Annotated in this window: 16 protein-coding genes and 3 rRNA genes; 1 reads left to right on the top strand and 18 read right to left on the bottom strand. The window is 61.0% G+C overall.

Translation table 11 applies throughout. The annotated features are described in order from the left end of the window. Positions 1-4 precede the first annotated feature (4 nt). The 9 genes from murJ to DAD186_RS04445 are packed head-to-tail and all read right to left on the bottom strand — an operon-like array spanning position 5 to position 10,181. A complete protein-coding gene (gene murJ, locus DAD186_RS04485; protein WP_167550759.1) occupies positions 5-1,675 on the bottom strand; it encodes a murein biosynthesis integral membrane protein MurJ in 1,671 nt (556 codons plus the stop codon). Next, the gene (locus DAD186_RS04480) at positions 1,672-2,559 is read right to left on the bottom strand and encodes a hypothetical protein (RefSeq protein WP_065247676.1); all 888 of its coding nucleotides are present in this window, start codon (positions 2,557-2,559) and stop codon (positions 1,672-1,674) included. Before DAD186_RS04480 ends, murJ begins: the two co-directional genes overlap by 4 nt. Further along, positions 2,556-3,629 carry a copper transporter gene (locus tag DAD186_RS04475; RefSeq protein ID WP_065247675.1) on the bottom strand — a complete coding sequence of 358 codons (1,074 nt, stop codon included), beginning with the start codon at positions 3,627-3,629 and terminating at the stop codon, positions 2,556-2,558. The genes DAD186_RS04480 and DAD186_RS04475 overlap by 4 nt, the downstream gene beginning before the upstream one ends. Next, positions 3,626-4,807: a putative cytokinetic ring protein SteA gene (gene steA, locus DAD186_RS04470; RefSeq protein ID WP_065247674.1), complete on the bottom strand. Its 1,182-nt coding sequence runs from the start codon at positions 4,805-4,807 to the stop codon at positions 3,626-3,628. Before steA ends, DAD186_RS04475 begins: the two co-directional genes overlap by 4 nt. Before the next feature lie 3 nt (positions 4,808-4,810). Then, a complete protein-coding gene (locus tag DAD186_RS04465; RefSeq protein WP_065247673.1) occupies positions 4,811-6,517 on the bottom strand; it encodes a DNA repair protein RecN in 1,707 nt (568 codons plus the stop codon). Beyond that, on the bottom strand, positions 6,518-7,486 hold the full coding sequence (locus DAD186_RS04460) for an NAD kinase (RefSeq protein ID WP_065248726.1): 969 nt from the start codon (positions 7,484-7,486) through the stop codon (positions 6,518-6,520). Positions 7,487-7,524: 38 nt separating this feature from the next. Then, the gene (locus DAD186_RS04455; RefSeq protein ID WP_065247672.1) at positions 7,525-8,385 is read right to left on the bottom strand and encodes a TlyA family RNA methyltransferase; all 861 of its coding nucleotides are present in this window, start codon (positions 8,383-8,385) and stop codon (positions 7,525-7,527) included. A 10-nt stretch (positions 8,386-8,395) separates the two neighbouring features. Beyond that, positions 8,396-9,409 (bottom strand): HAD-IIA family hydrolase, encoded by a 1,014-nt coding sequence (locus DAD186_RS04450; RefSeq protein ID WP_236886291.1) that lies wholly within the window; start codon positions 9,407-9,409, stop codon positions 8,396-8,398. A 1-nt stretch (position 9,410) separates the two neighbouring features. Continuing rightward, positions 9,411-10,181, bottom strand: a complete 771-nt coding sequence (locus DAD186_RS04445; RefSeq protein WP_208854278.1) for a hypothetical protein — start codon at positions 10,179-10,181, stop codon at positions 9,411-9,413. Between the two features lie 36 nt (positions 10,182-10,217). Here DAD186_RS04445 and DAD186_RS04440 point away from each other — a divergent pair, with 36 nt between their 5' ends. Then, a complete protein-coding gene (locus DAD186_RS04440; protein WP_065247669.1) occupies positions 10,218-10,838 on the top strand; it encodes a hypothetical protein in 621 nt (206 codons plus the stop codon). Between the two features lie 282 nt (positions 10,839-11,120). On the opposite strand, the gene rrf is transcribed toward DAD186_RS04440, so the two are convergent. From rrf to DAD186_RS04395, 9 genes are all read right to left on the bottom strand, one after another. Next, a 5S ribosomal RNA gene (gene rrf / locus DAD186_RS04435) occupies positions 11,121-11,237 on the bottom strand. A gap of 112 nt (positions 11,238-11,349) precedes the next feature. Further along, positions 11,350-14,410, bottom strand: a 23S ribosomal RNA gene (locus DAD186_RS04430). Positions 14,411-14,784: 374 nt separating this feature from the next. After that, a 16S ribosomal RNA gene (locus DAD186_RS04425) occupies positions 14,785-16,302 on the bottom strand. The 16S, 23S and 5S rRNA genes sit together here, the layout of an rRNA operon. A gap of 495 nt (positions 16,303-16,797) precedes the next feature. After that, a complete protein-coding gene (locus DAD186_RS04420; protein WP_065247668.1) occupies positions 16,798-17,502 on the bottom strand; it encodes a class I SAM-dependent methyltransferase in 705 nt (234 codons plus the stop codon). Between the two features lie 55 nt (positions 17,503-17,557). Further along, positions 17,558-19,054, bottom strand: a complete 1,497-nt coding sequence (locus tag DAD186_RS04415) for an NCS2 family permease (RefSeq protein WP_065247667.1) — start codon at positions 19,052-19,054, stop codon at positions 17,558-17,560. Between the two features lie 71 nt (positions 19,055-19,125). Next, positions 19,126-19,899 carry a glucosamine-6-phosphate deaminase gene (gene nagB, locus DAD186_RS04410; protein WP_065247666.1) on the bottom strand — a complete coding sequence of 258 codons (774 nt, stop codon included), beginning with the start codon at positions 19,897-19,899 and terminating at the stop codon, positions 19,126-19,128. Between the two features lie 188 nt (positions 19,900-20,087). After that, on the bottom strand, positions 20,088-21,440 hold the full coding sequence (locus DAD186_RS04405) for an NAD(P)/FAD-dependent oxidoreductase (protein WP_065248725.1): 1,353 nt from the start codon (positions 21,438-21,440) through the stop codon (positions 20,088-20,090). A gap of 39 nt (positions 21,441-21,479) precedes the next feature. Beyond that, positions 21,480-22,445, bottom strand: coding sequence for a Ppx/GppA phosphatase family protein (locus DAD186_RS04400; protein WP_065247665.1), 966 nt, complete (start codon positions 22,443-22,445; stop codon positions 21,480-21,482). After that, the gene (locus DAD186_RS04395) at positions 22,442-22,996 is read right to left on the bottom strand and encodes a DUF501 domain-containing protein (RefSeq protein ID WP_065247664.1); all 555 of its coding nucleotides are present in this window, start codon (positions 22,994-22,996) and stop codon (positions 22,442-22,444) included. Before DAD186_RS04395 ends, DAD186_RS04400 begins: the two co-directional genes overlap by 4 nt. Positions 22,997-23,012: the final 16 nt, after the last annotated feature.

The raw sequence follows: 23,012 nt of genomic DNA, 5'->3' as shown, positions 1-23,012 counted from the left end.
ACCGCTACGCTTCCTTCGGGATTTTCACGAGGCGTGAAACGAGTCCAAGCACGGGGGCCGCGAGCGCACGATCGGCGAGCATGAGCACGCCGAGGCACACAGCTGCCCCTGCAACACCGGTGCCGATGCCGAGAATAAGCGTGCCCCACACGCCACGGAACAGTTCGCCCAGCAGCTTCGCAAGCCCAAGCCCAGCAATCGACCCAAGCGCGGAGGCAATGATGGACGCAAGAACCGTCGTGACAAGTGGTCGCACGTGTTCACGGACCAACACACGTTCGCGAATAAGGTTGAGTGCACCGATCGAGGCAATCCACATTCCTGCGGAAATGCACAGACCAAAAAGAACCCCGGCGGTCGCCGTCGTTCGCGGCGGCGACGTCACAACCGTCACGAGGATCAGCACACCTGCAATTCCCCAGCCGGTTGCGCCGATCGCGAGCGCTTCTCCGGGCCGAAGCGCCGCGTAGAGCACCTTGGTCGTCAGCATCACAATCCCGTAAGCGATGAGTCCCATGGCAAGTGCCGCCGTGACAGCGCCAACCCCGCGGATACCTGAACGATCGACCACGACGAAAAACCGATCGATCGGCATGCCCGCACCCCAGAGCGCTGCACCGCCCACCGCGGCAAAGGCCACGACCGTTTGCACCGAGCGCAGCGTGAGGGCCGAAAATTTCACCCGATCACCAAGGGCACGAAGTTCGGAGAGCTCGGGAAAAACGCTCGTCATCACGGGAACGAGGAGTACCGCATAGGGCAAGAGATGCACGGCCTGACCGTACTGGAAAAGCGGAAGGGTTCCCGTGCCGCCCGCACGAACGGCGAGTGCAAGGATCAGTGCCGTCGTGAGCTGCTGGGCGCCGACGGTGGCAAGGCCTGAGCCCGCAAGTCCCAGCGCGCGCGAGCGCACGCCCCGGGGAAGGGCAAGGCGCGGCCTATAGGCGAAACCGAAACGCACCGCCGGAATCAGCACGCACAGTGCCATAGCCACGACACCGAGTGTCGTGCCCCAGCCGAGCGCGGCCTCGGAAACGGTCGAAAGGGTGGCAGGCGAAACGCCCACGGGAATGGTGAGGGCATAGATCCCGTAGGTGCCCATGACGACCACGCTCGAGACGAGAGGTGCAAGAGCAGGCCAAAAGAACTTACGGCGGGCCTGAAGGTAGGCACCGAGCACGATTGTCACGGCATAGAACGGTAGTTGAAGAGCGAAGACCCGCATGAGGCGGGCGCCCAGGTCAATCGCGGGCGTCTGGGCCGCGAGGGCGCCGCTGCCGAGAATCACCTGGGCGAGAACCGGAGCGACAACCCACAGCACCGCAGCGAGCACAAGCGTGAGCAGCACACTCCACGTGAGCAGCGCCGAGACGATCCCCGAGGCACTCTCATGCGAAACGGGACGACTTCCGCCGTGACGCTCAAGAGGCGATTCCTCAAGGACCCCCGCAATAAGCGGAATCACCATGCTCGCAAGCGCACCACCCGCAGCAACTTCGAACAGGACGCTCGGCACGAGGTTGGCGCTCGCGTACGCGGTTCCGATCTCACCCGCGCCGACGCTCGCGCCGAACACGAGGTAACGCACAAATCCGGCGAGACGCGCGAGGACCGTGATAGCGGCGATAAGACCCGTAGCGCGCACGAGCGAGGCGGTTCGAGAGGGAGCCGTCATGACCTCCCCCATTCGTCAATCGCCGTGAGAACTTCAGAGGAGGCAATGAGGCGCGTGAAACTCACACGCTCACTAAGGAGTGTGAGACTCACGGCCACGCATGCCATCGCCCCACGAAAACCACGTGAAGAGGAAAGTGCCGCCATCGCCCCCGCATTCGCGCCGAGCACGTTGGCACCGGCATCACCGAGCATGCCACGCGCACCAAAGTCGCGAGGTGCGGCAAGAAGCATCGCCGCCGCATGCGCGGAGGCAAGGCGGGCACGCGCGCGCGAGGAAGTTGCGCCCGAAGGACCTGCAAGGGCAAGAATCGCCCCGAGCGTCGTTGCTTTAAGCGCCCGCGAGGGGCGCAGATCGAAAAGATTCGCGAGGTTAGCGCTCGCGGCAATAAGAACGGTATCGAGACCGCAATCGACCACGGCGAGAGCAGTCGAAGAGCAGGAAGCGTCGGCCCCTCTCTCTCCCCGAGCACTTGCGCATTCTCGCGCGAGCACGCCGGCTGCCGCGGCAATACCAAGAATCTTCACGTTCCCTGTCGTGAGGCGCCCGTGCGCGAGCGCCCCCACGTGCCCCTTGAGTCCCTTCGGGGGCGCTTCGCCGCCCCGCATGAGGACCGGCTCGAGCACATCGTCGCCAAGACCAACCGCGCCTACGAGAGCCATCGCCGCTGCTGACTTCGCGCCGAGACTCACGAGAGCACCCGCAGTGAGAGCGCTCGCGACTTCGATCCCTTCGGCCAACGTGACATGCTCGCCGCGAAAGTTGCGGCGCGCGAGGTGCGTGAGTAGCGAAGCGGGGGCCCTATCGAGAACCTCGGCACATGCGCGCGACGCCGTTGCCGCCGCTCCCGCCCCAAGCATGATCGAGCGCACAGTAGCGTTCATTGCCCACCGCCATCGCTTGCGGGAGCGTCTTCGTTCTCATTCGCCTCGGTGTGCGGCTCCCGCGAATCCTCATCTCCCTTTTCTTCTGCCATCGTTTTTGACGCCTCACGAATCGCTGCCGCGTCGGGGGTCAGGGTCTCGGCATCGGAAGCCGAGCCGAACGCTCCAGGCATGTCGACTTGGGCCGCGGCAAGCGCAAGCGTCAGCGTCGCGGGACCCGAGGCATACGTGAGCATGTCGATGCTTGCGACTCGGTCGCGAAGATCGCCCGAGCGCACATCCGATACGATCCCTTCCGAACTGCCGCGCGCGGTCGAAGAACCGCCAACGGCCATCGATACACCTCGCCGGTCGAGAGTTGTCACAAGCGAAAGACGAGCCTTCTGGAGATTATCCGCGCGTTTCGAAGCCGAGTCTGGTGAATCGCTCGTCACCGCAAACAGCGATTCTTCACCCGAGAGTAGAAGCACGGAATCGACAGCGGAAATATCGCCTTCGAGTGTAAGGACACCGCTCGCACTCAAGACCTTCGCAATCTCCAGACGTGCCGCATCATCAAGGTCCTCGCTCGGTGCGAGGATTCGCGCAACGATCGACGCGAGCATCTCGGAGGTTGAGGCGCCTCTCGGCTTTACGCCAGGCCACGTTTTCGTGATCGTCGCGAGGGCAGATCGGCGCTCGCCCTCCGCCGCCGGATCCCACAGCGCCTGACCAAGCTCAATGCGCGGGCCGCTCTCTCCGCCGGCGGCATCCACAAGGGCGCGCGTGGCCTCGGCTTCTTTCCTGAGCGAGGAGTGATCCGTAATCGTTGCGACCTTCTCGCCGCGCATCGTGTTGGTCACGAGTCCTGCGCCAGACGATTCCACGAAACCCTCGAGATCGTCATTTTCGGCGGTGAGTGCGTCGTTCGACGCCCGCATCTCATCGCGTTCCACTCTCAGTTGTTCGACCTGTGCGGTCAGTGTCTGCCCAACACCGTCGCGGAGGGGACCCGCGCCGAGCACGATACCAATCGCGAGCGCGAGGAACACCGCCACGAGCGAGACAAGATGGTAGCGAAAGTCGATCATGGGATTGGTCCTCCCTGGGTAAACAGAGCGGTGAAAAAGCGCAAGGCATCATCGAGCCTCGCACCAAGAATCTGGATGAGTGCTTGGCCTCCGTCGGTCACAGAAAGTGCGACGGCAAGCGCGAGGAGACCCGCGACAACGAGGAAGACAAGCTGAATGGTCGAGATGCGCTGTCGATACAGGCGCGAGACTCCCTTGGCGTCCACGAGTTTTGATCCCACACGCAAACGCGTGAGGAAGGTCGAACTCATGCCCGCTCGGCCCTTGTCAAGAAATTCCTCGAGAGTCCCGTGGGTGCCCACGGCGACAATCACGTCAGCGCCTCGATCGTCAGCGAGGAGCATCGCGATGTCCTCGCTTGTACCGGAGGCTGGGAACGTCACGGCGTCGTCCGCGAGGCCAAGCTCACGAATGCGCTCCATACCCGGAGCACGGCCATCGCGATACGCATGCACAACAATTTCAGCGCCGCTCTTCAACGCGCGATCGGAAACCGAATCCATGTCACCGATGATCATGTCGAGCCGATATCCGGCATCGAGAACGGCGTCAGCGCCACCATCAACACCGATGATGACTGGCCTGTTCTCGCGAATGAACGGCACGAGGGTCGCGAGGTCCTCACGGTAATGGTAGCCGCGCACAACGATCAGGACCGGCCGCCCCTGGAAACGCGTGTGCACTTCGGGCGTTCCCACACCGTTAATGAGCAGTTCTCGTTCTCGGAGCATGTACTCCATCGTGTTGGAGGCAAAGGCTTCGAGCTGCTCGCTGAGACCCTCGCGGGCCTTCTCGAGCTTTTCCTCGAGAACCTCTCGTGAGTACAGTTCCGCTTCAAGCCGCTCGCCGGTACTCAGCGAGAGACCATTCTCGTCGATCTCGACGAACCGCCCTTCGCGCACCGTGTCGAACAAATCCTGATCCAGGACGTCAAAAACGGGGATACCGGCGTCGACGAGGATCTTCGGGCCGGCGTTCGGGTAGCGGCCCGAAATCGATGGGGCGGCGTTGAGCACAGCACCCGGATGGCGATCAACGAGCGCTTCGGCGGCGACACGATCAATGTCCTCGTGGTCGATCACCACGATGTCGCCAGGCTCAACGCGTTTCGTCAGATCCTTGGTGCGTGCCCCAACTTTCGCCCGACCGGCGATCGGGAAATCATATTCACTACTCACGCGCTACGGACCCCCCGTTGAGGTCGCGAGCAATTCCGCTGCATGCTCGAGTGCAGCATCGCTTTCTGCATCCCCCGCGAGCATCCGAGCGAGCTCTCGTACGCGTGCCTCCCCCTCGAGCGGCTCGATCCGAGAGAGCGTGCGCTCCTCGCCATCCTCGACACGCGTTTCTTTCACGATCCGCACGTGGCAGCCGGCCCACGACGCCACCTGCGGAAGGTGGGTGACGACGATGACCTGGGCACTTTCGGCGAGCCGCGCGAGCCGCTCGCCCACGGCACGAGCCGCACGCCCTCCGATTCCGGCATCGATCTCATCAAAAACAAAAACCGGATAGACGCCGCCGCGCGACGCCTCGGCAAGCGAAGCAATAGCAACCTCGAGTGCGAGCATCACGCGGGAAAGCTCGCCACCAGACGCGCCGGTGGCGACCGGCATGAACTCCGCACCGGGGTGCGGTTGCATCGTAAACGTCACCTGGTCACTGCCGCTCGCGGTGCGCGCCGCGGGTTCAACATCAATGCGAAGCGCCGCACCTGGCATCTCGAGCTCCGCGAGCTCGCTTTCAATTTCCCCCGCAAGCCGAGTGGCCGCCTCGCGCCTTTGAGCGCTCAACGCCGATGCCACCTCAGTAAGCTCACCCTCGAGCTCCCTGCGGCGCCTCTCGTACTCCTCGAGCTGCTTCGCTCCGTCCTCGAGCTCATGAAGAGCCTCCAGTGCCTCGCGCGAATGATGCAAAAGCGCACTCACACTCTGCGCTCCTCCCAGACGTGGGCCGAGGTCGCGCACGAGAACGCTGAGCTCGTGCAGGCGCTCCTGCGCTTCCTCGAGCCTTCCCGGCGAAGCCTCCCACCCGTCGCGCACAAGCGAGATCTCGCGTGCGATCTCGCTCGCGTCTTCACGCAGCGCAAGAAGGCGATTGAGGATCTCGGGGGTTCCGGGCGCCGAGCCAAGCGAAGCGGCAGCAGCATCGGCATGGGTCAGCACACTCGAAGTCTCATCGCCGGCAAGGTGCATGAGCGCACCCTCGAGCGCCGCGAGGGTGTCGGCAGCATCGCTCAAGCGCGCAATTTCCTCCCGCAGAGCGTCATCCTCACCTTCGAAAGTGCTCGCGGCCTCGATCGCCTGGAGAATCTCGTTCAACTCAACCTCGCGCCGCTCGCGATCCCGAAGCGCATTCGAGAGGCGCTGGACGTTTTTCTCCAGGGAAACACTTTCAGTGAAAAGGGCACGATGCTGGGCGAGCAAACGTCGGCCCTCCTCCCCCAGAATCGAGTCGAGTGCCGCAAGCTGCGCGGCCGGCTCTCGCAGGCGAAGCTGATCACTCTGCCCGTGGATCGTGATTTCCGCCCCCATGACCTCGCCGAGCGTGCCCACGGGAACCGGAGCTCCGCCAATATGCGCGCGAGAGCGTCCTTCTTTCGTCACGCGCCGCACCACGAGAACTTCGTCGTCTTCCACCTCTGCGCCCAGCTCGTCGAGTCGTGCAAGAACGGGCGCGCCTTTTTCAAGGCCCACGCGCCCTGAAACAGTGCTCGACACACCGGCCCGCCGCGAATCAAGACGGCGCCCCATAAGAAGGCCGAGGCCCGTAATCACCATGGTCTTGCCCGCACCGGTTTCGCCCGTGAGCGCCGTAAAACCGGGCCCAAAATCGATCGTGGCATCGTCGATAACCCCGATGCGGCGAATCGAAAGCGATCGCAGCATTCAGCTCTCCTCCGCGCCCGGCTCGTACCGCGCATCGGGATTGCCACCGCGCCAGCCCTCCACGGGAAGCTTGAACTTCTCCACGAGTCGATCCGCAAACGGGGTCTCCGCAAAACGCGCAAAATGGACGCTGCTTTTCGAAAGGTGAGTCTCGAGACGTGAGCCGGGTGGAAGTTCAACCTGGCGGCGGCCGTCGAGCGTTAACAGGGCGGGCGAAGGCGAGTCAGGCGAAATCTCGATCTCCACAACGGAAGAGCGCCCCATCACGAGCGGCCTCGCAAAAAGCGCGTGCGCGGCGAGGGGAACCAGCAGCATCGCGTCGACCTCAGGCCACATCACGGGGCCACCCGCCGAGAACGCATAGGCGGTCGAGCCCGTGGGGCTCGACAAGAGCACCCCGTCACACCCGAACTCCGAAACGGGGCGTCCGTCGATACCTACTACGACGTAGATCATGCGCGCCCGCTCACTCTTTTCAAGGCTCGCTTCGTTGAGAGCCCAATCGGCGTAAAGGAGGGCACCGCTCGCAGCAAAGGCCTTCGTGCGGATCACGCTTCGTGCTTCAAGAACGTAGTCGCGTGCAAGGAGCCTGCGCACGGTCGCACCGAGCTCCGCCACTTCACTCTCCGCGAGGAAGCCCACGTGCCCGAGATTCACGCCGTGCACCGGAATGCTCAGTGGGCGGATCAACTCAAGCGCGCGAAGGATCGTGCCATCGCCGCCAAGGACGATGCACAGTTCAGTTTCGGCCGGCAGTTTTTCCTGGTCGAGAACCTCGAGCTGGCCGGCATTAATCGTCTCGACGAGCGCACGTGCTGCCGGCTCATCTGTGCACGCGGCGACTTCTTCCGCTTGCGCCCTCGTCAGGGTGGGTTTCACGCCAGCGGCATGGAGGTCCTCAGCGACCTGACGGGCTGCCTTGAGCGCCACGACGCGGCCCGTGTGAACGTACAGCAAAAAACGCCTCAGGGCTCTCCTCCTCCCGGAACGTGCGGCGCGCCCAACTCCTATGAGCCGGCGCAGTCCTCGCGACGACGACCCTCGGCTTCGGCAAGGGCACCCTCGATCATTCCACATTCACCCTCGGCCGCGCGTGTGCCAAAGGGCAATTTTTCGCACAGAAGAAAAAACTCGATATTCCCGTCCTGCCCCCGAAGCGGGCTCGGGTGCACAGCCAGGAGCGAAAGTCCGACGCCTCTGGCGCACTCGACGATGCTCATAAGCGCGTCGCGCCAAGCCCTGGGATCGGTCACGACGCCCGACTTTGGCAGCCGCGCACGCCCCACCTCAAATTGAGGTTTGAGCATGAAAAGGAGAGGAGCACCCGGTTCCACGAGCCCCGCGGCCACCTCAAGAATGTGGGTGAGTGAAATGAACGACACGTCGGTGACCACGAGATCGGGAGTGCCCACTCCGTTCGGCTCTGCCGCGGCGAGCACGGATCTCGTGAGAGAGCGCGCATCAGTACCCTCGAGGTTGGCGAGTCTCTCCTCGCGATCAAGGCGTGTAAGAAGCTGCCCGTGGCCAACATCGACCGCCCACACGTGGCGTGCACCGCGGCGGAGGCACACGTCGGAAAAACCTCCGGTTGACGCTCCCAGGTCGAGCACCCGCGCCCCCTCGATGCGCGGAGCCCGCGCTCCGAGCCGCTCGAGCGTTCCCTCGAGTTTGAGGGCCGCGCGCGAGGCGAACTCTCCCCCCTCGGGGATGTCACGCACCTCAAGCACGTCAGTGGCGCAGACGCTCATCGAGGGCTTTCGGGCGAGGCGGCCATTGACGAGCGCACGTTCCTCCTCGACGATGCGGCGTGCATGGGTACGTGAAGGCGCGAGGCCGCGCGCAAATAGCGCGGCATCAAGACGCGGCACGACGGAAACGCTACTTTCCAAACGGCGCGAAGAGTTCGCCCGATTCCGCGCGGATCTCGCCTTCGAAAGCACTTTCGGGGAAACGGGCATTGACGAGCGACACGACGACCTGCGCTACACGCCAGCTGGAGGCATCCCCTGTCACGATGATGTCGCCTCCCTCAAGACGAGCTGAAGTCCCTCCCAGATGCGCACGCTCGCCGTCAATCACGGGGTGCGCGGCGCTCTGCGCAAGGAACGAGAGGTTCGGGCGCACGAACACAGGGCGCTGGATCGCCGGCGCGTGCGCGGCATCAAGCCAGCTCGAAACTCCCGTGAGCGTGTGAAAAGTGGGAACTTGCGCGCGATTGCCGCCTTCAAGATCGGTATCGAGGCGATCCCCAATCGCGAGCGGGCGCGTCGATCCGGCAGTTTCCGCCGCGACCGTAAACATTGCCGGCTCAGGCTTGCCTGCCGCGATGGCCTTCACCCCAGTCGAAAACTCGAGCGCATGCACGAGCGCGCCATTACCGGGGGCAAAACCCTTTTCCGTGGGCAGGGTCGAATCAATATTGGTGGCAACGAAAAACGCACCGCGGCGAATGGCATAGGCCGCCTCCGCGAGATCAGCCCAGCCAACGGTCGGCGCGAAACCCTGGATGACGGCCTTGACATCCTCGCGGTCTTCACGCGTCACGGTATAACCATGCCGCTCGACCTCTTCCACAAGCCCACGGCCGCCCACGACGAGGATGGTGCTGCCCGGCTCAACATGCTTCTTCACAAGGCTCATCGCCACCATCGGCGAGTTCACGACCTCGTTCGCATGGGCCTCGTAGCCGAGCGATGTCAGGTGGTCAACCACCATGTCTGGCGTGCGCGAGGCATTGTTTGTGGCGAAGGCAATCGCGAGGCCCTTAGCTCTAGCATGGGTCATCGCCTCGACACCGTGCTCGATCACGCGCGCACCGTTCATGAGCGTCCCGTCCATATCAAACAGGAGCGCATCGAAAAGGTCGACGAACGTCGGTTCAGGAAGTTTCACGTCATTCCTCCTCGGAAGGGGAATCTGCATCGGAGGGGCCTGGGGTCAGGGCAGATGAGGCAGCCTCAGCAGAAGCGGGGGGCTCGGCTGACTCGCTCGCCTTTTCGAGGTCCGACGACTGCTGAGCATTCAGGGCTTCAATTTTTGCGGCTTCACGCTCGGCTTCTTCGAAGTCTGCTTCCACGTCGAACACACCGATTTCTTCCTCGGTGCGCTCGATGGCTGCCTCGCGAGGACGCGGGGCGCGCCCAAGGCGCGCATACGCGTCGGTTTCTTCGTTGACGTCGGCATCGGCGGCGAGCGTGACCCACTTTTTGGCCTCGTCGGCCCGACCTGCGGCCTCGAGGAGATCTGCGTAGGCGAGCCACAGCCGGAACTGCCATTTTCCATCGACCTTGGAGCGCAGCGCGGGAATCTCGAGGGTGGCGATCGCCGTATCTAGATCGCCGAGGTCAGCATAGGCGCCCGCAACCACCATCATGAGTTCAATCGTTTCGGCGTTGGTAAGTTTTGCCGCCTCTTCGGACTGCGCAATGTCGAAGGCTTTTTCTGGCCTGCCGAGCCCGCGTTCGCAGTCGGCAACGATCGGCAAAAGATCGACGTTCCCACTCATGCGCATCGCTGCGCGCATTTCGCGCATCGCACCGCGGTAATCTCCGGCCTCGTAAAGCAAGGCGCCGTAAAGTTCGCGTACCGAGGCAACGCGCGCTCCGAAACGCGCAGCCCATTTAGCGTGTTCGAGTGCCCGTTCCGGTTCGCTTTCCGTCAGCATCGCGCAGGCTACGAGGTGGCGAGACACTCGCTCCATTTGTTCCTTAGTAAGAGCCTTGAGCGTGCCACGCAGTTCGGGGGCGAGCTCACTGCCGGTAATCTCCGCGGGAACGAAGGGCTCGCGACCTTCGCGCAAACGCTCCTGCCGATCCGCCTCAAACCCCTCCGCGCTCGACAGACGTTCGCGCTTCTCAAAACGCCTCTGATCACGGTCACGGCGGAAGCCGCGATCTCCGCGACCCGGGCGACCTTCGCGACCCTTGAATTCGCCTCGGCGGCGATCACCCTCGCGTCGGGGCTTGCCGTCGCGACTCCACCGACGCTCACCATCACGACGCGGCCTATCCTCACGACCCCGGCGACGCTCACCATCACGACGCGGCCTATCCTCACGACCCCAGCGTCGTTCACCATCACGATCATCGCGCTTTGTGCGGCGATCCTTCCATTCACCGTCGCGGCCAGCGCGGGTGTAGCGCGAGCTGCGATCAGATCCGTAGGACCGTCGCTTGCCTTCGCGACCGGTTCCGCCCCGCTGATCGTGTTCACCGCGCACATTCTTACGCCCTTCTGCGCGCCCGGCATCGGAACGCGGCTTACGCGATCCATACTCGCCTTTGGCGCGGGGGCGGTCATCGCGGGCAGGCCGCGAGTCTGATTCAAAGCTTTCGTTGTCGGACAATCCGCAACTCCTCACAGGGGGCGCGCCGGGGCACGATCGTGCAGCACGCGGGGAACTCTCATCGTTGGCGGTCCCGCGCAAGCGCGGTACACAACGTAGTTCTACGCTAATAGACGCGAGCGGTCCGAGGCCTCCGTAGGCACCGTTTTCCGGCCAAGTTCACACTGGTAAGGAGCATTCGGTGATCACTACAGGAAAGCGGGGGTTAAACGTGTTGGGCCCTGGTCGCTGCGACCAGGGCCCAAACCCGAAAGAATAGTTCGGCGGTGTCCTACTCTCCCACACCCTCCCGAGTGCAGTACCATCGGCGCAGTTGAGCTTAGCTTCCGGGTTCGGAATGGAACCGGGCGTTTCCCCAACGCAATGACCACCGAAACAATCAACCACCCCCCCCAAACCCAAACAAACGGGGCCAGGAAACAACGGGGGTGTGGAATGTCAACCACACAGTGAACGCGAACACACACAAGAAGCAACAAGAAGAGTGCAAGATAAGTCATCGGCCAATTAGTACCAGTCAGCTCCACGCATTACTACGCTTCCACATCTGGCCTATCAACCCCGTCATCTACAGGGGACCTCCCACACAAACGTGTACGGATATCTCATCTCGAAGCAGGCTTCCCGCTTAGATGCTTTCAGCGGTTATCCCTTCCCAACGTAGCCAACCAGCCATGCCCTTGGCAGAACAACTGGCACACCAGAGGTTAGTCCATCCCGGTCCTCTCGTACTAGGGACAGGCCTTCTCAAATATCCAACGCGCGCAGCGGATAGGGACCGAACTGTCTCACGACGTTCTAAACCCAGCTCGCGTACCGCTTTAATAGGCGAACAGCCTAACCCTTGGGACCAACTCCAGCCCCAGGATGCGACGAGCCGACATCGAGGTGCCAAACCATGCCGTCGATATGAGCTCTTGGGCAAGATCAGCCTGTTATCCCCGGGGTACCTTTTATCCGTTGAGCGACACCCATTCCACAATGAGGTGCCGGGTCACTAGTTCCAGCTTTCGCTCCTGCCCGACATGTCTGTCTCGCAGTCAAGCTCCCTTGTGCACTTACACTCAACACCTGATTGCCAACCAGGCTGAGGGAACCTTTGAGCGCCTCCGTTACTCTTTAGGAGGCAACCGCCCCAGTTAAACTACCCATCAGGCACTGTCCCTGAACCAGATCATGGCTCGAAGTGAGGAATCCAAAACGACCAGAGTGGTATTTCAACAACGACTCCACCAACACTAGCGTGCCAGCTTCTCAGTCTCCCACCTATCCTACACAAGCCGTTCCGAACACCAATACCAAACTATAGTAAAGGTCCCGGGGTCTTTCCGTCCTGCTGCGCGTAACGAGCATCTTTACTCGTAATGCAATTTCGCCGAGTTCGCGGTTGAGACAGTGGAGAAGTCGTTACGCCATTCGTGCAGGTCGGAACTTACCCGACAAGGAATTTCGCTACCTTAGGATGGTTATAGTTACCACCGCCGTTTACTGGGGCTTAAATTCTCAGCTTCGCCCACAAGGGGCTAACCAGTCCTCTTAACCTTCCAGCACCGGGCAGGCGTCAGTCCGTATACAGCGACTTACGTCTTCGCACGGACCTGTGTTTTTAGTAAACAGTCGCTTCTCCCTGGTCTCTGCGGCCATCAGTGCTCTCACACCTCAGGCCCCCCTTCTCCCGAAGTTACGGGGGCATTTTGCCGAGTTCCTTAACCACGATTCTCTCGAACTCCTTAGTATTCTCTACCTGATCACCTGAGTCGGTTTAGGGTACGGGCAATAGTGCTCGTCACGCCGGAACTTTTCTCGGCAGTCCAGGATCACCCACCTACCCCACAAAGGGTCCTCATCACGACTCACCCTAAAGAGCGCAACATTACTCGCACTCGGGCTGCTCGCTTGAACGGGGACAACCATTACCCCGCGGAAGCTACCTCACTGCGTCATCCCACACGCTGACCTACTACGCGCTCGGTTCCCAGCCTCACCACCACCAACCAACCCAAAGGGAAGGAAGGGGAAGCTCGGGTGGTTAGCATCACACGCCTCGGTATGGGTCCTCACACTATCGGTACGGGAATATCAACCCGTTATCCATCGACTACGCCTGTCGGCCTCGCCTTAGGTCCCGACTAACCCGGGGCGGATTAACCTAGCCCCGGAACCCTTGATCATTCGGAGGACGGGTTTCTCACCCGTCTTTCGCTACTCATGCCTGCATTCTCACTCGCATAGCCTCCACCACTGGGTTCCCCCGCAGCTTCACCGGCCACACGACGCTCCCCTACCCACCCCAAAAAATGGAGTGACACAGCTTCGGCGGTGTACTTGAGCCCCGCTACATTATCGGCGCAGAATCACTTGACCAGTGAGCTATTACGCACTCTTTCAAGGGTGGCTGCTTCTAAGCCAACCTCCTGGTTGTCTCAGCAACTCCACATCCTTTCCCACTTAGCACACGCTTAGGGGCCTTAGCTGATGTTCTGGGCTGTTTCCCTCTCGACCATGAAGCTTATCCCCCACAGTCTCACTGCTACGCTCTCACGTACCGGCATTCGGAGTTTGGCTAAGGTCAGTAACCCGGTGGGGCCCATCGCCTATCCAGTGCTCTACCTCCAGCACGAAACACGCAACGCTGCACCTAAATGCATTTCGGGGAGAACCAGCTATCACGAAGTTTGATTGGCCTTTCACCCCTATCCACAGGTCATCCCCTCCATTTTCAACTGAAGTGGGTTCGCGCCTCCACACGGTCTTACCCGCGCTTCACACTGCCCATGGATAGATCACTTCGCTTCGGGTCTAGAGCCGGCGACTCAACGCCCCATTCAGACTCGCTTTCGCTACGGCTACCCCACACAGGTTAACCTCGCCACCGACCACTAACTCGCAGGCTCATTTTTCAATAGGCACGCCGTCACCCCTCAAGGCTCCGACGGATTGTAAGCACACGGTTTCAGGTACTCTTTCACTCCCCTCCCGGGGTACTTTTCACCTTTCCCTCACGGTACTAGTCCGCTATCGGTCACAAGGAAGTATTTAGGCTTACCAGGTGGTCCTGGCAGATTCACACCGGATTCCACGAGCCCGGCCCTACTCGGGGCAACACCACGCCTGGCCATGCAGTTTCAGCTACGGGACTCACACCCACTATGGCGCCTCACTCACAAGGCTTCACCTACCACACACCACAACGCCACAACACCGGTAGATGTCATGTAAATGCACCCCACAACCCCACACCAGCAACCCCTACCGAGTCTCACACCAGCATGGTTTAGCCTCCTACGCTTTCGCTCGCCACTACTCACGCAATCACTATTGTTTTCTCTTCCTGAGGGTACTGAGATGTTTCACTTCCCCTCGTTCCCCCCACACCACCTATACATTCAGTGGCGGGTACCACGACTCACGCCGCGGCGGGTTTCCCCATTCGGACACCCCCGGATCACAGGTCGGTTGTCACCTCCCCGAGGCTTATCGCAGACTCCCACGTCCTTCATCGGCTCCTTGTGCCCAGGCATCCACCGTATGCTCTAAGTAACTTAGAAACACTCGAAAATGAACACATAGACCAAAAAATCATTGAACTATCTGTAACAAAAAATTGCTTACAAGATGCTCGCGTCCACTATGCAGTTGACAAACAACACCCCCACACCCGAAAACCACCAACCACAAAGCCAGCAGCCCCAGGGGGGAAAGACCGCACATGCAGCCTCACACCCCAATAGTGTGCCCACAACACGCCACCTAAGTCCCAGCACCATTCCAACCCCACACAAGCAGGGCGTACTCAGCACCAGCACAAAGCAACACGTCTTTTATTGATGTTCCACCCAGCCCATACGCGCTGCACACACTCGGCACAGAACACGCACACCACCACAAACGTGGCGGTGCAGGGCAAAAGTAAACTCCTTAGAAAGGAGGTGATCCAGCCGCACCTTCCGGTACGGCTACCTTGTTACGACTTAGTCCCAATCACCGATCCCACCTTCGACGACTCCCCGCAAAAAGCTTGGGCCATCGGCTTCGGGTGTTACCGACTTTCGTGACTTGACGGGCGGTGTGTACAAGGCCCGGGAACGTATTCACCGCAGCATTGCTGATCTGCGATTACTAGCGACTCCGACTTCATAGGGTCGAGTTGCAGACCCCAATCCGAACTGAGACCGGCTTTTTGGGATTAGCTCCACCTCACAGTATCGCAACCCATTGTACCGACCATTGTAGCACGCGTGAAGCCCAAGACATAAGGGGCATGATGATTTGACGTCGTCCCCACCTTCCTCCGAGTTGACCCCGGCAGTCTCCCATGAGTCCCCACCCGAAGTGCTGGCAACATGGAACGAGGGTTGCGCTCGTTGCGGGACTTAACCCAACATCTCACGACACGAGCTGACGACAACCATGCACCACCTGTGCACCAGTCCAAAGAAAACCACATCTCTGCAGCGATCCAGTGCATGTCAAGCCTTGGTAAGGTTCTTCGCGTTGCATCGAATTAATCCGCATGCTCCGCCGCTTGTGCGGGCCCCCGTCAATTCCTTTGAGTTTTAGCCTTGCGGCCGTACTCCCCAGGCGGGGCACTTAATGCGTTAGCTACGGCGCGGAAAACGTGGAATGCTCCCCACACCTAGTGCCCAACGTTTACGGCATGGACTACCAGGGTATCTAATCCTGTTCGCTCCCCATGCTTTCGCTTCTCAGTGTCAGTAACGGCCCAGAGACCTGCCTTCGCCATCGGTGTTCCTCCTGATATCTGCGCATTTCACCGCTACACCAGGAATTCCAGTCTCCCCTACCGCACTCTAGCCTGCCCGTACCCACCGCACGCCCAAGGTTAAGCCTCGGGTTTTCACGGCAGACGCGACAAGCCACCTACAAGCTCTTTACGCCCAATAATTCCGGACAACGCTTGCGCCCTACGTATTACCGCGGCTGCTGGCACGTAGTTAGCCGGCGCTTCTTCTGCAAGTACCGTCACTTTCGCTTCTTCCTTGCTGAAAGAGGTTTACAACCCGAAGGCCGTCATCCCCCACGCGGCGTCGCTGCATCAGGCTTTCGCCCATTGTGCAATATTCCCCACTGCTGCCTCCCGTAGGAGTCTGGGCCGTGTCTCAGTCCCAGTGTGGCCGGTCGCCCTCTCAGGCCGGCTACCCGTCATCGCCTTGGTGAGCCACTACCTCACCAACAAACTGATAGGCCGCGAGCCCATCCCTCACCGAAAAACTTTCCACCACCAACCATGCGGCCAGTAGTCATATCCGGTATTAGCCCCGATTTCTCGGAGTTATCCCAAAGTGAAGGGCAGGTTACTCACGTGTTACTCACCCGTTCGCCACTAATCCACTGTGCAAGCACAGCTTCATCGTTCGACTTGCATGTGTTAAGCACGCCGCCAGCGTTCGTCCTGAGCCAGGATCAAACTCTCCATTAAAAAACAGAAAAATCTAAACCCAGCAGAAACAAAACAATCAACATTACGCTGACCATCCAGAAATTGAACAAGAAATTCAATGTTCCTGCCAAAAAAAAATTGGCATCAATAAACAGACACACTATTGAGATATCAAACAACATGCGCACCCAAACACCCGCACCCACCAGAGCACTTCGTTTTGGAGCAACCCCTACAACTTACCGAACCAGGCCCACCCCGTCAAATCCATGCCACGTGATCCGCAGCACCAACAAGAGTGAAAACCCAGCCCACCAAGCCAAAATACGCCACACACAAACCAGTCTCAACCGGTCCGCATCCGCCGCATCCCTTCCGGGGCAACGAGGAAAAACACTACCCACACCCCCACCACCACGCAACCCCACACCACCCATTCGTGGCCCACACCATAAAAACCCCCAAACGCCGCTTCGGTGAACGGTTTTTGGGGGTCGTGAAGGAGGAGTGGGAACGCTCCGCGAAGCGGCAGTTCTAGTGGGCAGGAACGTAGCCCCTGTGAAGCGCAACAATCCCGCCACTCAAGTTGCGATACTGCACGCGCTCAAGTCCGAGGTCGAGAAACCACTCGCGAAGCCCCTCTTGGTCTGGCCACGCGAGAATCGATTCCGCGAGATAGCTATAGGCTGCACCGTTCGCCGAGACCTGCGAGGCCACGCGAGGGAGCAACCCCATGATGTAGCGCGAATAGACGTGCCTGAACGCCCGATTCTTCGGGGTCGAGAATTCACACACCACGACCGCGCCACCGGGCTTGACCACGCGGGTCATCTCGGAAAGCGCCTTTTTCGGTTCCACGACGTTACGCAATCCGAAGCTGATCACGGCCGCATCAAAAGAGTGCGGTTTGAACGGAAGGTTGGTGGCGTCGGCCCCCACGAACGGGATATGCGGTTGCCGCTTGCGCCCCTCAGCCATCATGCCAGCAGAGAAATCCGAGGCAAGCACCTGAAGCCCCTCGCGCGCAATGGCTGCGCTCGACGTGCCCGTGCCCGCGGCAACATCGAGTACTCGAGCCCCACTCCCCTTCGGCAGCTCAAGCGCCTCGACCATGGCGGTGCGCCATCCGCGGTCCTGCCCAAAGGCCAGAACGGTGTTGAGGAGGTCGTAGCGCCCCGCAACGTCGTCGAACATCGTGGAAACATCGGCGGGGTTCTTCGTCAAGTCGGCTCGCGTCATGACTTCCATTGTGCCTGATCGCCGCACGGAACGCGCGTGGCTCATCGCAAGCGCGTCAAAGTCCGAGCAGCCCCGTGAGTGCGTCACGGAGGAAATACAGCACGAAAAGCGCGCTCACAACGTACATGAGCCAGTGCACCTTCTTGGCGTTACCCACGACGATCTGGATGACCACATACATGATGAAGCCCGCACCCATGCCAACGGTGACGGAGTACGCGAACGGCATAAGGATGATCGTGAGGAAGGCCGGGATCGCCTTCGTGAGATCGCTGAAGTCGATCTCGACCACTTGACTCATCATGAGGAAGCCCACGAGAACTAGCGCTGGCGTTGCCGCCTCGTAGGGAACGAGCGCAACGATTGGCGACAAGAACATCGCGATGAGGAAGCACAGGCCCGTCACGACGGTGGCGAGACCCGTACGAGCACCTTCACCCACACCCGTCGCGCTTTCCACGAAACTCGTGTTGGAGGAGACACCGCCGACGCCACCCATGATTGCGCCCACGGAATCGGCGACGAGCACACGCTGGCTATTTTCAACGTCACTGTTCTCGTCCACGAGGCCAGCTTCGGTGCCCACGGCAACCATCGTGCCCATCGTGTCGAAAAAGTCCGCGAGGAGGAGGGAGAACACCACGATGATGGCGCCTACGACGCCCACCGCGCGCAAGCCGCCGATCGGGTCGACCTGGAACAGCGTGCCAAGATCTGGAAGCGCGAAGGCGCTTGTACTGAGCGCCGGCACATTCATGGACCAACCGTAGGGATTACCGGCATCGGCGTCAGTCGCGGGAGCAAACTGGCCGATTCCCACGGTGTTCTCCACAACAATGGCAAGCACGGTGGCGGCGATGATGGCAATGAGAATAGCGCCGGGAACTTTCCTCACCCAGAGCAGGATCATGAGGACGAGACCAAAGACGAACACAGCAGTGGGCCAGCCAATGAGCGAACCGGAGTTGCCGAGTTGTACAGGCGTGCCACCACCGGTTGTCACAAAGCGCGCGTTGATGAGGCCAATGAAAGCGATAAAGAGCCCCATCCCCACGGCAATGGCGGTTTTCAAGAACTGCGGAACCGCCAGGAACACGGCCTTACGGAAACCCGTGAGCACGAGCAGGAGGATAATGACGCCCTCCACGAGAACGAGGCCCATAGCCCCCGCCCACGTCATTCCGGGCAAAGAAACGACACCGTAGGCAAGATAAGCGTTGAGGCCGAGCCCCGCAGCCATCGCGAGGGGGAAGTTCGCCCACGCCCCCATGAAGATCGAGCAGATTGCGGCGATCAGCGCGGTGCCCGCAGCGACAGCGGGCATGTTGGGCTCGGTTCCGCCTCCGAGATACATGCCGGTGGAATCCGGGACTGTGCCAATGATGAGCGGATTGAGCACGATGATGTAACACATCGCGAAGAACGTGACCATGCCGCCGCGTACTTCACGCCCAACGGTCGAGCCGCGCTTCGAAATCGAGAAGAAAGAATCGAGGCGCGACAAAGGCGCGTCTGTTGAGGGTGCATTTTGGGTTTGGGACATGCAGCCCATTGTAAGAAAGGCCCGGTCAAAGCGAAGCTTTGCACCGGGCCAGCGAGACGAAAACCTCGCGCAGGGGCTGCTTACTGACGGTTCGCGTCGATAAAGCGGTAGTAGTCGAGGTAGTCAAGCTTCGAAGCCGCGGCGCTGTCCACGACGATCGTCGCATCTTCGTGCAGCTGAAGCGCGGTCGAAGTCCAGCGTGCGCTCACGCCACCCTCGATCGTCTGGCGAATGGCTTCAGCTTTATTCTCGCCAGTGGCGATCAGGAGAAGCTTCTTGGCCTCGCGGATGGTACCAACGCCCTGGCTAATCGCGTGTACGGGAACGTCATCCTTCGACTCGAAGAATCGTGCGTTATCGGCAATGGTCTTCGGTGTAAGGGTCACGAGGTGCGTGCGCGAGGCGAGCGACGTGCCAGGTTCGTTGAATCCGATGTGGCCGGTCGCCCCCACTCCGAGAAGCTGAAGGTCGACACCACCCGCATCCTTGATTGCGGCATCATAGCGCGCTGCTTCCAGAGCCGGGTCGCCGGTGTCACCGCGGGGGCAAAACACCTTTTCGGGGTCAAGGTCAACCTTCTCCACGAGGTGCTCGCGAATAAAGCGTGCGTAGCTTTGCGGGTGCTCGGGAGAAAGTCCCACGTATTCGTCCAGCATGAACACCGTGACCTCCGCAAAGCTCAGCCCCTCCTCGCGGTGGCGGCGTGCGAGCTCGTCATACGCCGCAATTGGAGACGAACCCGTGGCAAGACCGAGCGTGACCGGGCCACCGTTCGCCTCGCGGATCACCGCTTCGATGTGATCGGCAACGATCTTGCTCGCGTCATCGGCATGTGGACGGATGTAAATTTCCATGGCATCTCCGGCTCAGTTCGGGGGCGCGTGGGGCCGACGCTTGCCGGCCTTCATCAACGCCTGTGTTGTTCTCGCGCATGCGCTCTCTCAAGCATAGTTACCCCACTTCGAGAGCAGCAAGGCCCGGCACCTCGAGGTGCCGGGCCTTGCGTATGCGCACGAGAAAACTACGCGCTTATGCTCAAAAGTTACTTCTTCTTCGGGGTTGAAGCTGCTGCGAGTTCAAAGGCCTTGCGCGGTTCGGTCGTCTGCGCAATGCCGAGGATTTCGCGGTTGCCAAGAAGGGAGCTTGCCCAACCCGCGACGACACCGGCCTTTCGACCGAGCGTAGGCATCGCGTAAACGTGGTAGGCGCGGGCGCCGAGCCATGCCGGAAGGCCCTTGAGCTCCACCTTCTTGTCACCGATGAACAGCGTGCCAACGCCCTTGAACATGCCGAGGGTTGCCATCGTGCCGAGGTTCTTGTGGTAGTAGTCCACGAGCGGGCGCGAATCGATCGCACGTGCCACGTTGTCGGCGAGGGTCTTGGCCTGGCGCACAGCATGCTGAGCGTTCGGCGGGCATACCTTGCCTTCGCCCGAGGCGAGGTCCGGCACGGTCGTGCAGTCGCCCGCGGCGAAAACACCTTCGAGGGGGCCATCTTCGCTCTTGACGCGCAGATCCGCGAGGCAGTCGAGTCGACCGGTCTGGTTGAGCGGCAAATCCGAGTTCTCGAGAACGGGGTTCGGCTTGATGCCGGCGCACCACACGATGAGGTCGGAGGCGAACTCGTCGCCATCGGAGGTCTTGACGATGCCGTTCTCACACGAGTTGAGGAACGTTTCGAGCTTCACCTCGATACCGCGCTCACGGAACTGCTTGAGCGCATACTTGCCGAGTTCCTCGCCCACCTCCGGGAGAATCCGGCCCATGGCTTCGATCATGACGAAGCGGACATCCGAGGGGTGGAGATCCGGGTAGTACTGGAGGGCAGCGGAGACCATGTCTTCTGCTTCAGCAAGGGCTTCCGAGCCCGCGAAGCCGCCGCCCACGAACGTGAAGGTCAACAGACGCTTGCGGGTTTCCGGATCCTTGGTCGACGCAGCCTCAGCGAGGTTGCTGAGAATGCGGTCGCGCACAGCGACGGCTTCCTCGACCCACTTGAAGCCAATCGCGTTTTCCGCGAGGCCCGGAATCGGGAGCGTACGCGGAACGGAGCCGAGCCCCACGACAAGGTAGTCGTAGCTAATCTCAATCGACTCTTCGCCTTCGAGGGCGACGGTCACGACGCGATCCGCATGCGAGATTTTCTCGACCGCGCCCGTCACGACCTTCGTCCCCTGCAGGACCTTGCGCAGCGGAGCGAGAACGTTGCGCGGGTCAATCGCACCGGCGCCAACTTCGGGCAGGAACGGCTGGTACGTGAGGTACGGGCGCGTGTCCACGACCGTGATGGCAACGTTGTTGCCAGCCTTCTTACGCAGTTCGGCTGCGACGTTCATGCCAACGCTGCCGCCACCGAGAACGAGAACGTGCGGCTTGTTTCCTGAATTGATGTTCATGTGTGTGAACTTGCCTTTCCACATCGCTAACGATGCAATTCAATCACGCTGGGGCTTTTCCAAACTGAGTGAATCGAGCACGCTCATGGCGAGCCCATCCAGGATGTCGTGTTCGCTTGTGGTGACGCGTTCGAGGCTCCCCTCGTTCGCCACGCGCTCGAGAATTCGCGCCCAGATCAGCGCTCCCGCGCCGATCACGTCAACCCGACCGGGGTGGATCGCCGGAAACGCCGAAAGCTCCGTGGAGCTCGAGCGAAGAATTCGGTAGCTGAGCGCCGTGAAATCCTCGGGATCGATGCTCGCACCGTGGCTCAACTCAGGCGTGTATTCCTCGAGACCCAGGGCGATGGCAGTCAGCGTCGTCACGGTTCCTGCGACGCCCACGATGCCTCGCACCGACGCGAAATCGATTGCGCGCGCGGCTGAGTCGAGCAGCGCATCTATGTCGCGCGTCGCGGCTTCGATGTCGCCTTCGCTTACGCGATCCGCGCTCAAATGCCTTTCAGTGAGGCGCACCGAGCCCATATCGAGGCTTACTTCGGCGAGCGGCTCATCTTCGCCATACACGAGCTCGGTCGAGCCCCCGCCAATGTCAACAATGAGGCGCGGCGATGGTCCAGGATCCGGGAGCGTTGCCACAGCGCCACGGTAGCTGAGACTTGCTTCTTCCGTTCCCTCAATAACTTCGGGTTCGATCCCGAGAATTTCCCGCACGCCATCGATAAACTCGGCACGGTTCTCAGCATCACGGCTTGCACTCGTGGCGGCAAACCGCACGCCCTCGACGTCGCTCGTTTCAATGACTTTCGCGTATTCGCGCGTCGCGTCGAGCGTGCGCGCGATCGCCTCGGGGTCAAGGCGCCCCGTGCGATCGACCCCGTAACCAAGGCGCACAATTTTCATATCGCGGGCGATGTCGCGCAGGGAGCCGTCGGAATCCTCCTCGGCAACGAGAAGTCGAATCGAATTGGTGCCGCAATCAATCGCGGCGACGCGGCGGCTCACTTTTCTGCCTCCTCAAGCGTTGCAGGCGTAACCTCGCAGCGACATCGGTCGATAGTTGTTTCAGCGGAAGCCATCTCAAGCGCGCGGTCACCAAAGGGATTCACGCCGGGCCCCTCTGCGAGGGCCTGACCAACCACCGCGTGCAGGCACTTTACTCGCGACGGCATTCCGCCCGCACTGATGCCCTCAATTTCCTCGGCGTTGCCAAGCTCGGCGCGACGCACCAGATAGCGTTCGTGGGCGCGCGCATAGCGCTCTTTGAGCTCCTCGCTCCCCTCGAGTTCAGCCGTCCACTCGGCGAGCAGCCCGCGCGCTTCGAGACGCGAGCAGGCCTCGACCATCGACGGTAGCGTGAGATAGAGACTGGTGGGGAAAGGGGAACCATCGGGAAGCCGTGGTGTCGTGCGGACGACGGCGGGCGCTCCGCACGCGCAGCGACGTGCAATCGAGTGGACGCCGCGCATCGTGCGGCCAAGTTGACGGGCCATGAGGGCAAGATCGCCCTCGGTTGCCTCGCTCTCGAACGGAAGTGGTTCAAGCGGGGTGGGCATGGAGCACTGAAACCTT

Origin of the sequence: Dermabacter vaginalis, assembly GCF_001678905.1 — a bacterium.
GTDB classification, from domain to species: domain Bacteria; phylum Actinomycetota; class Actinomycetes; order Actinomycetales; family Dermabacteraceae; genus Dermabacter; species Dermabacter vaginalis.
This window is presented reverse-complemented; position numbering and strand designations above follow the sequence as displayed.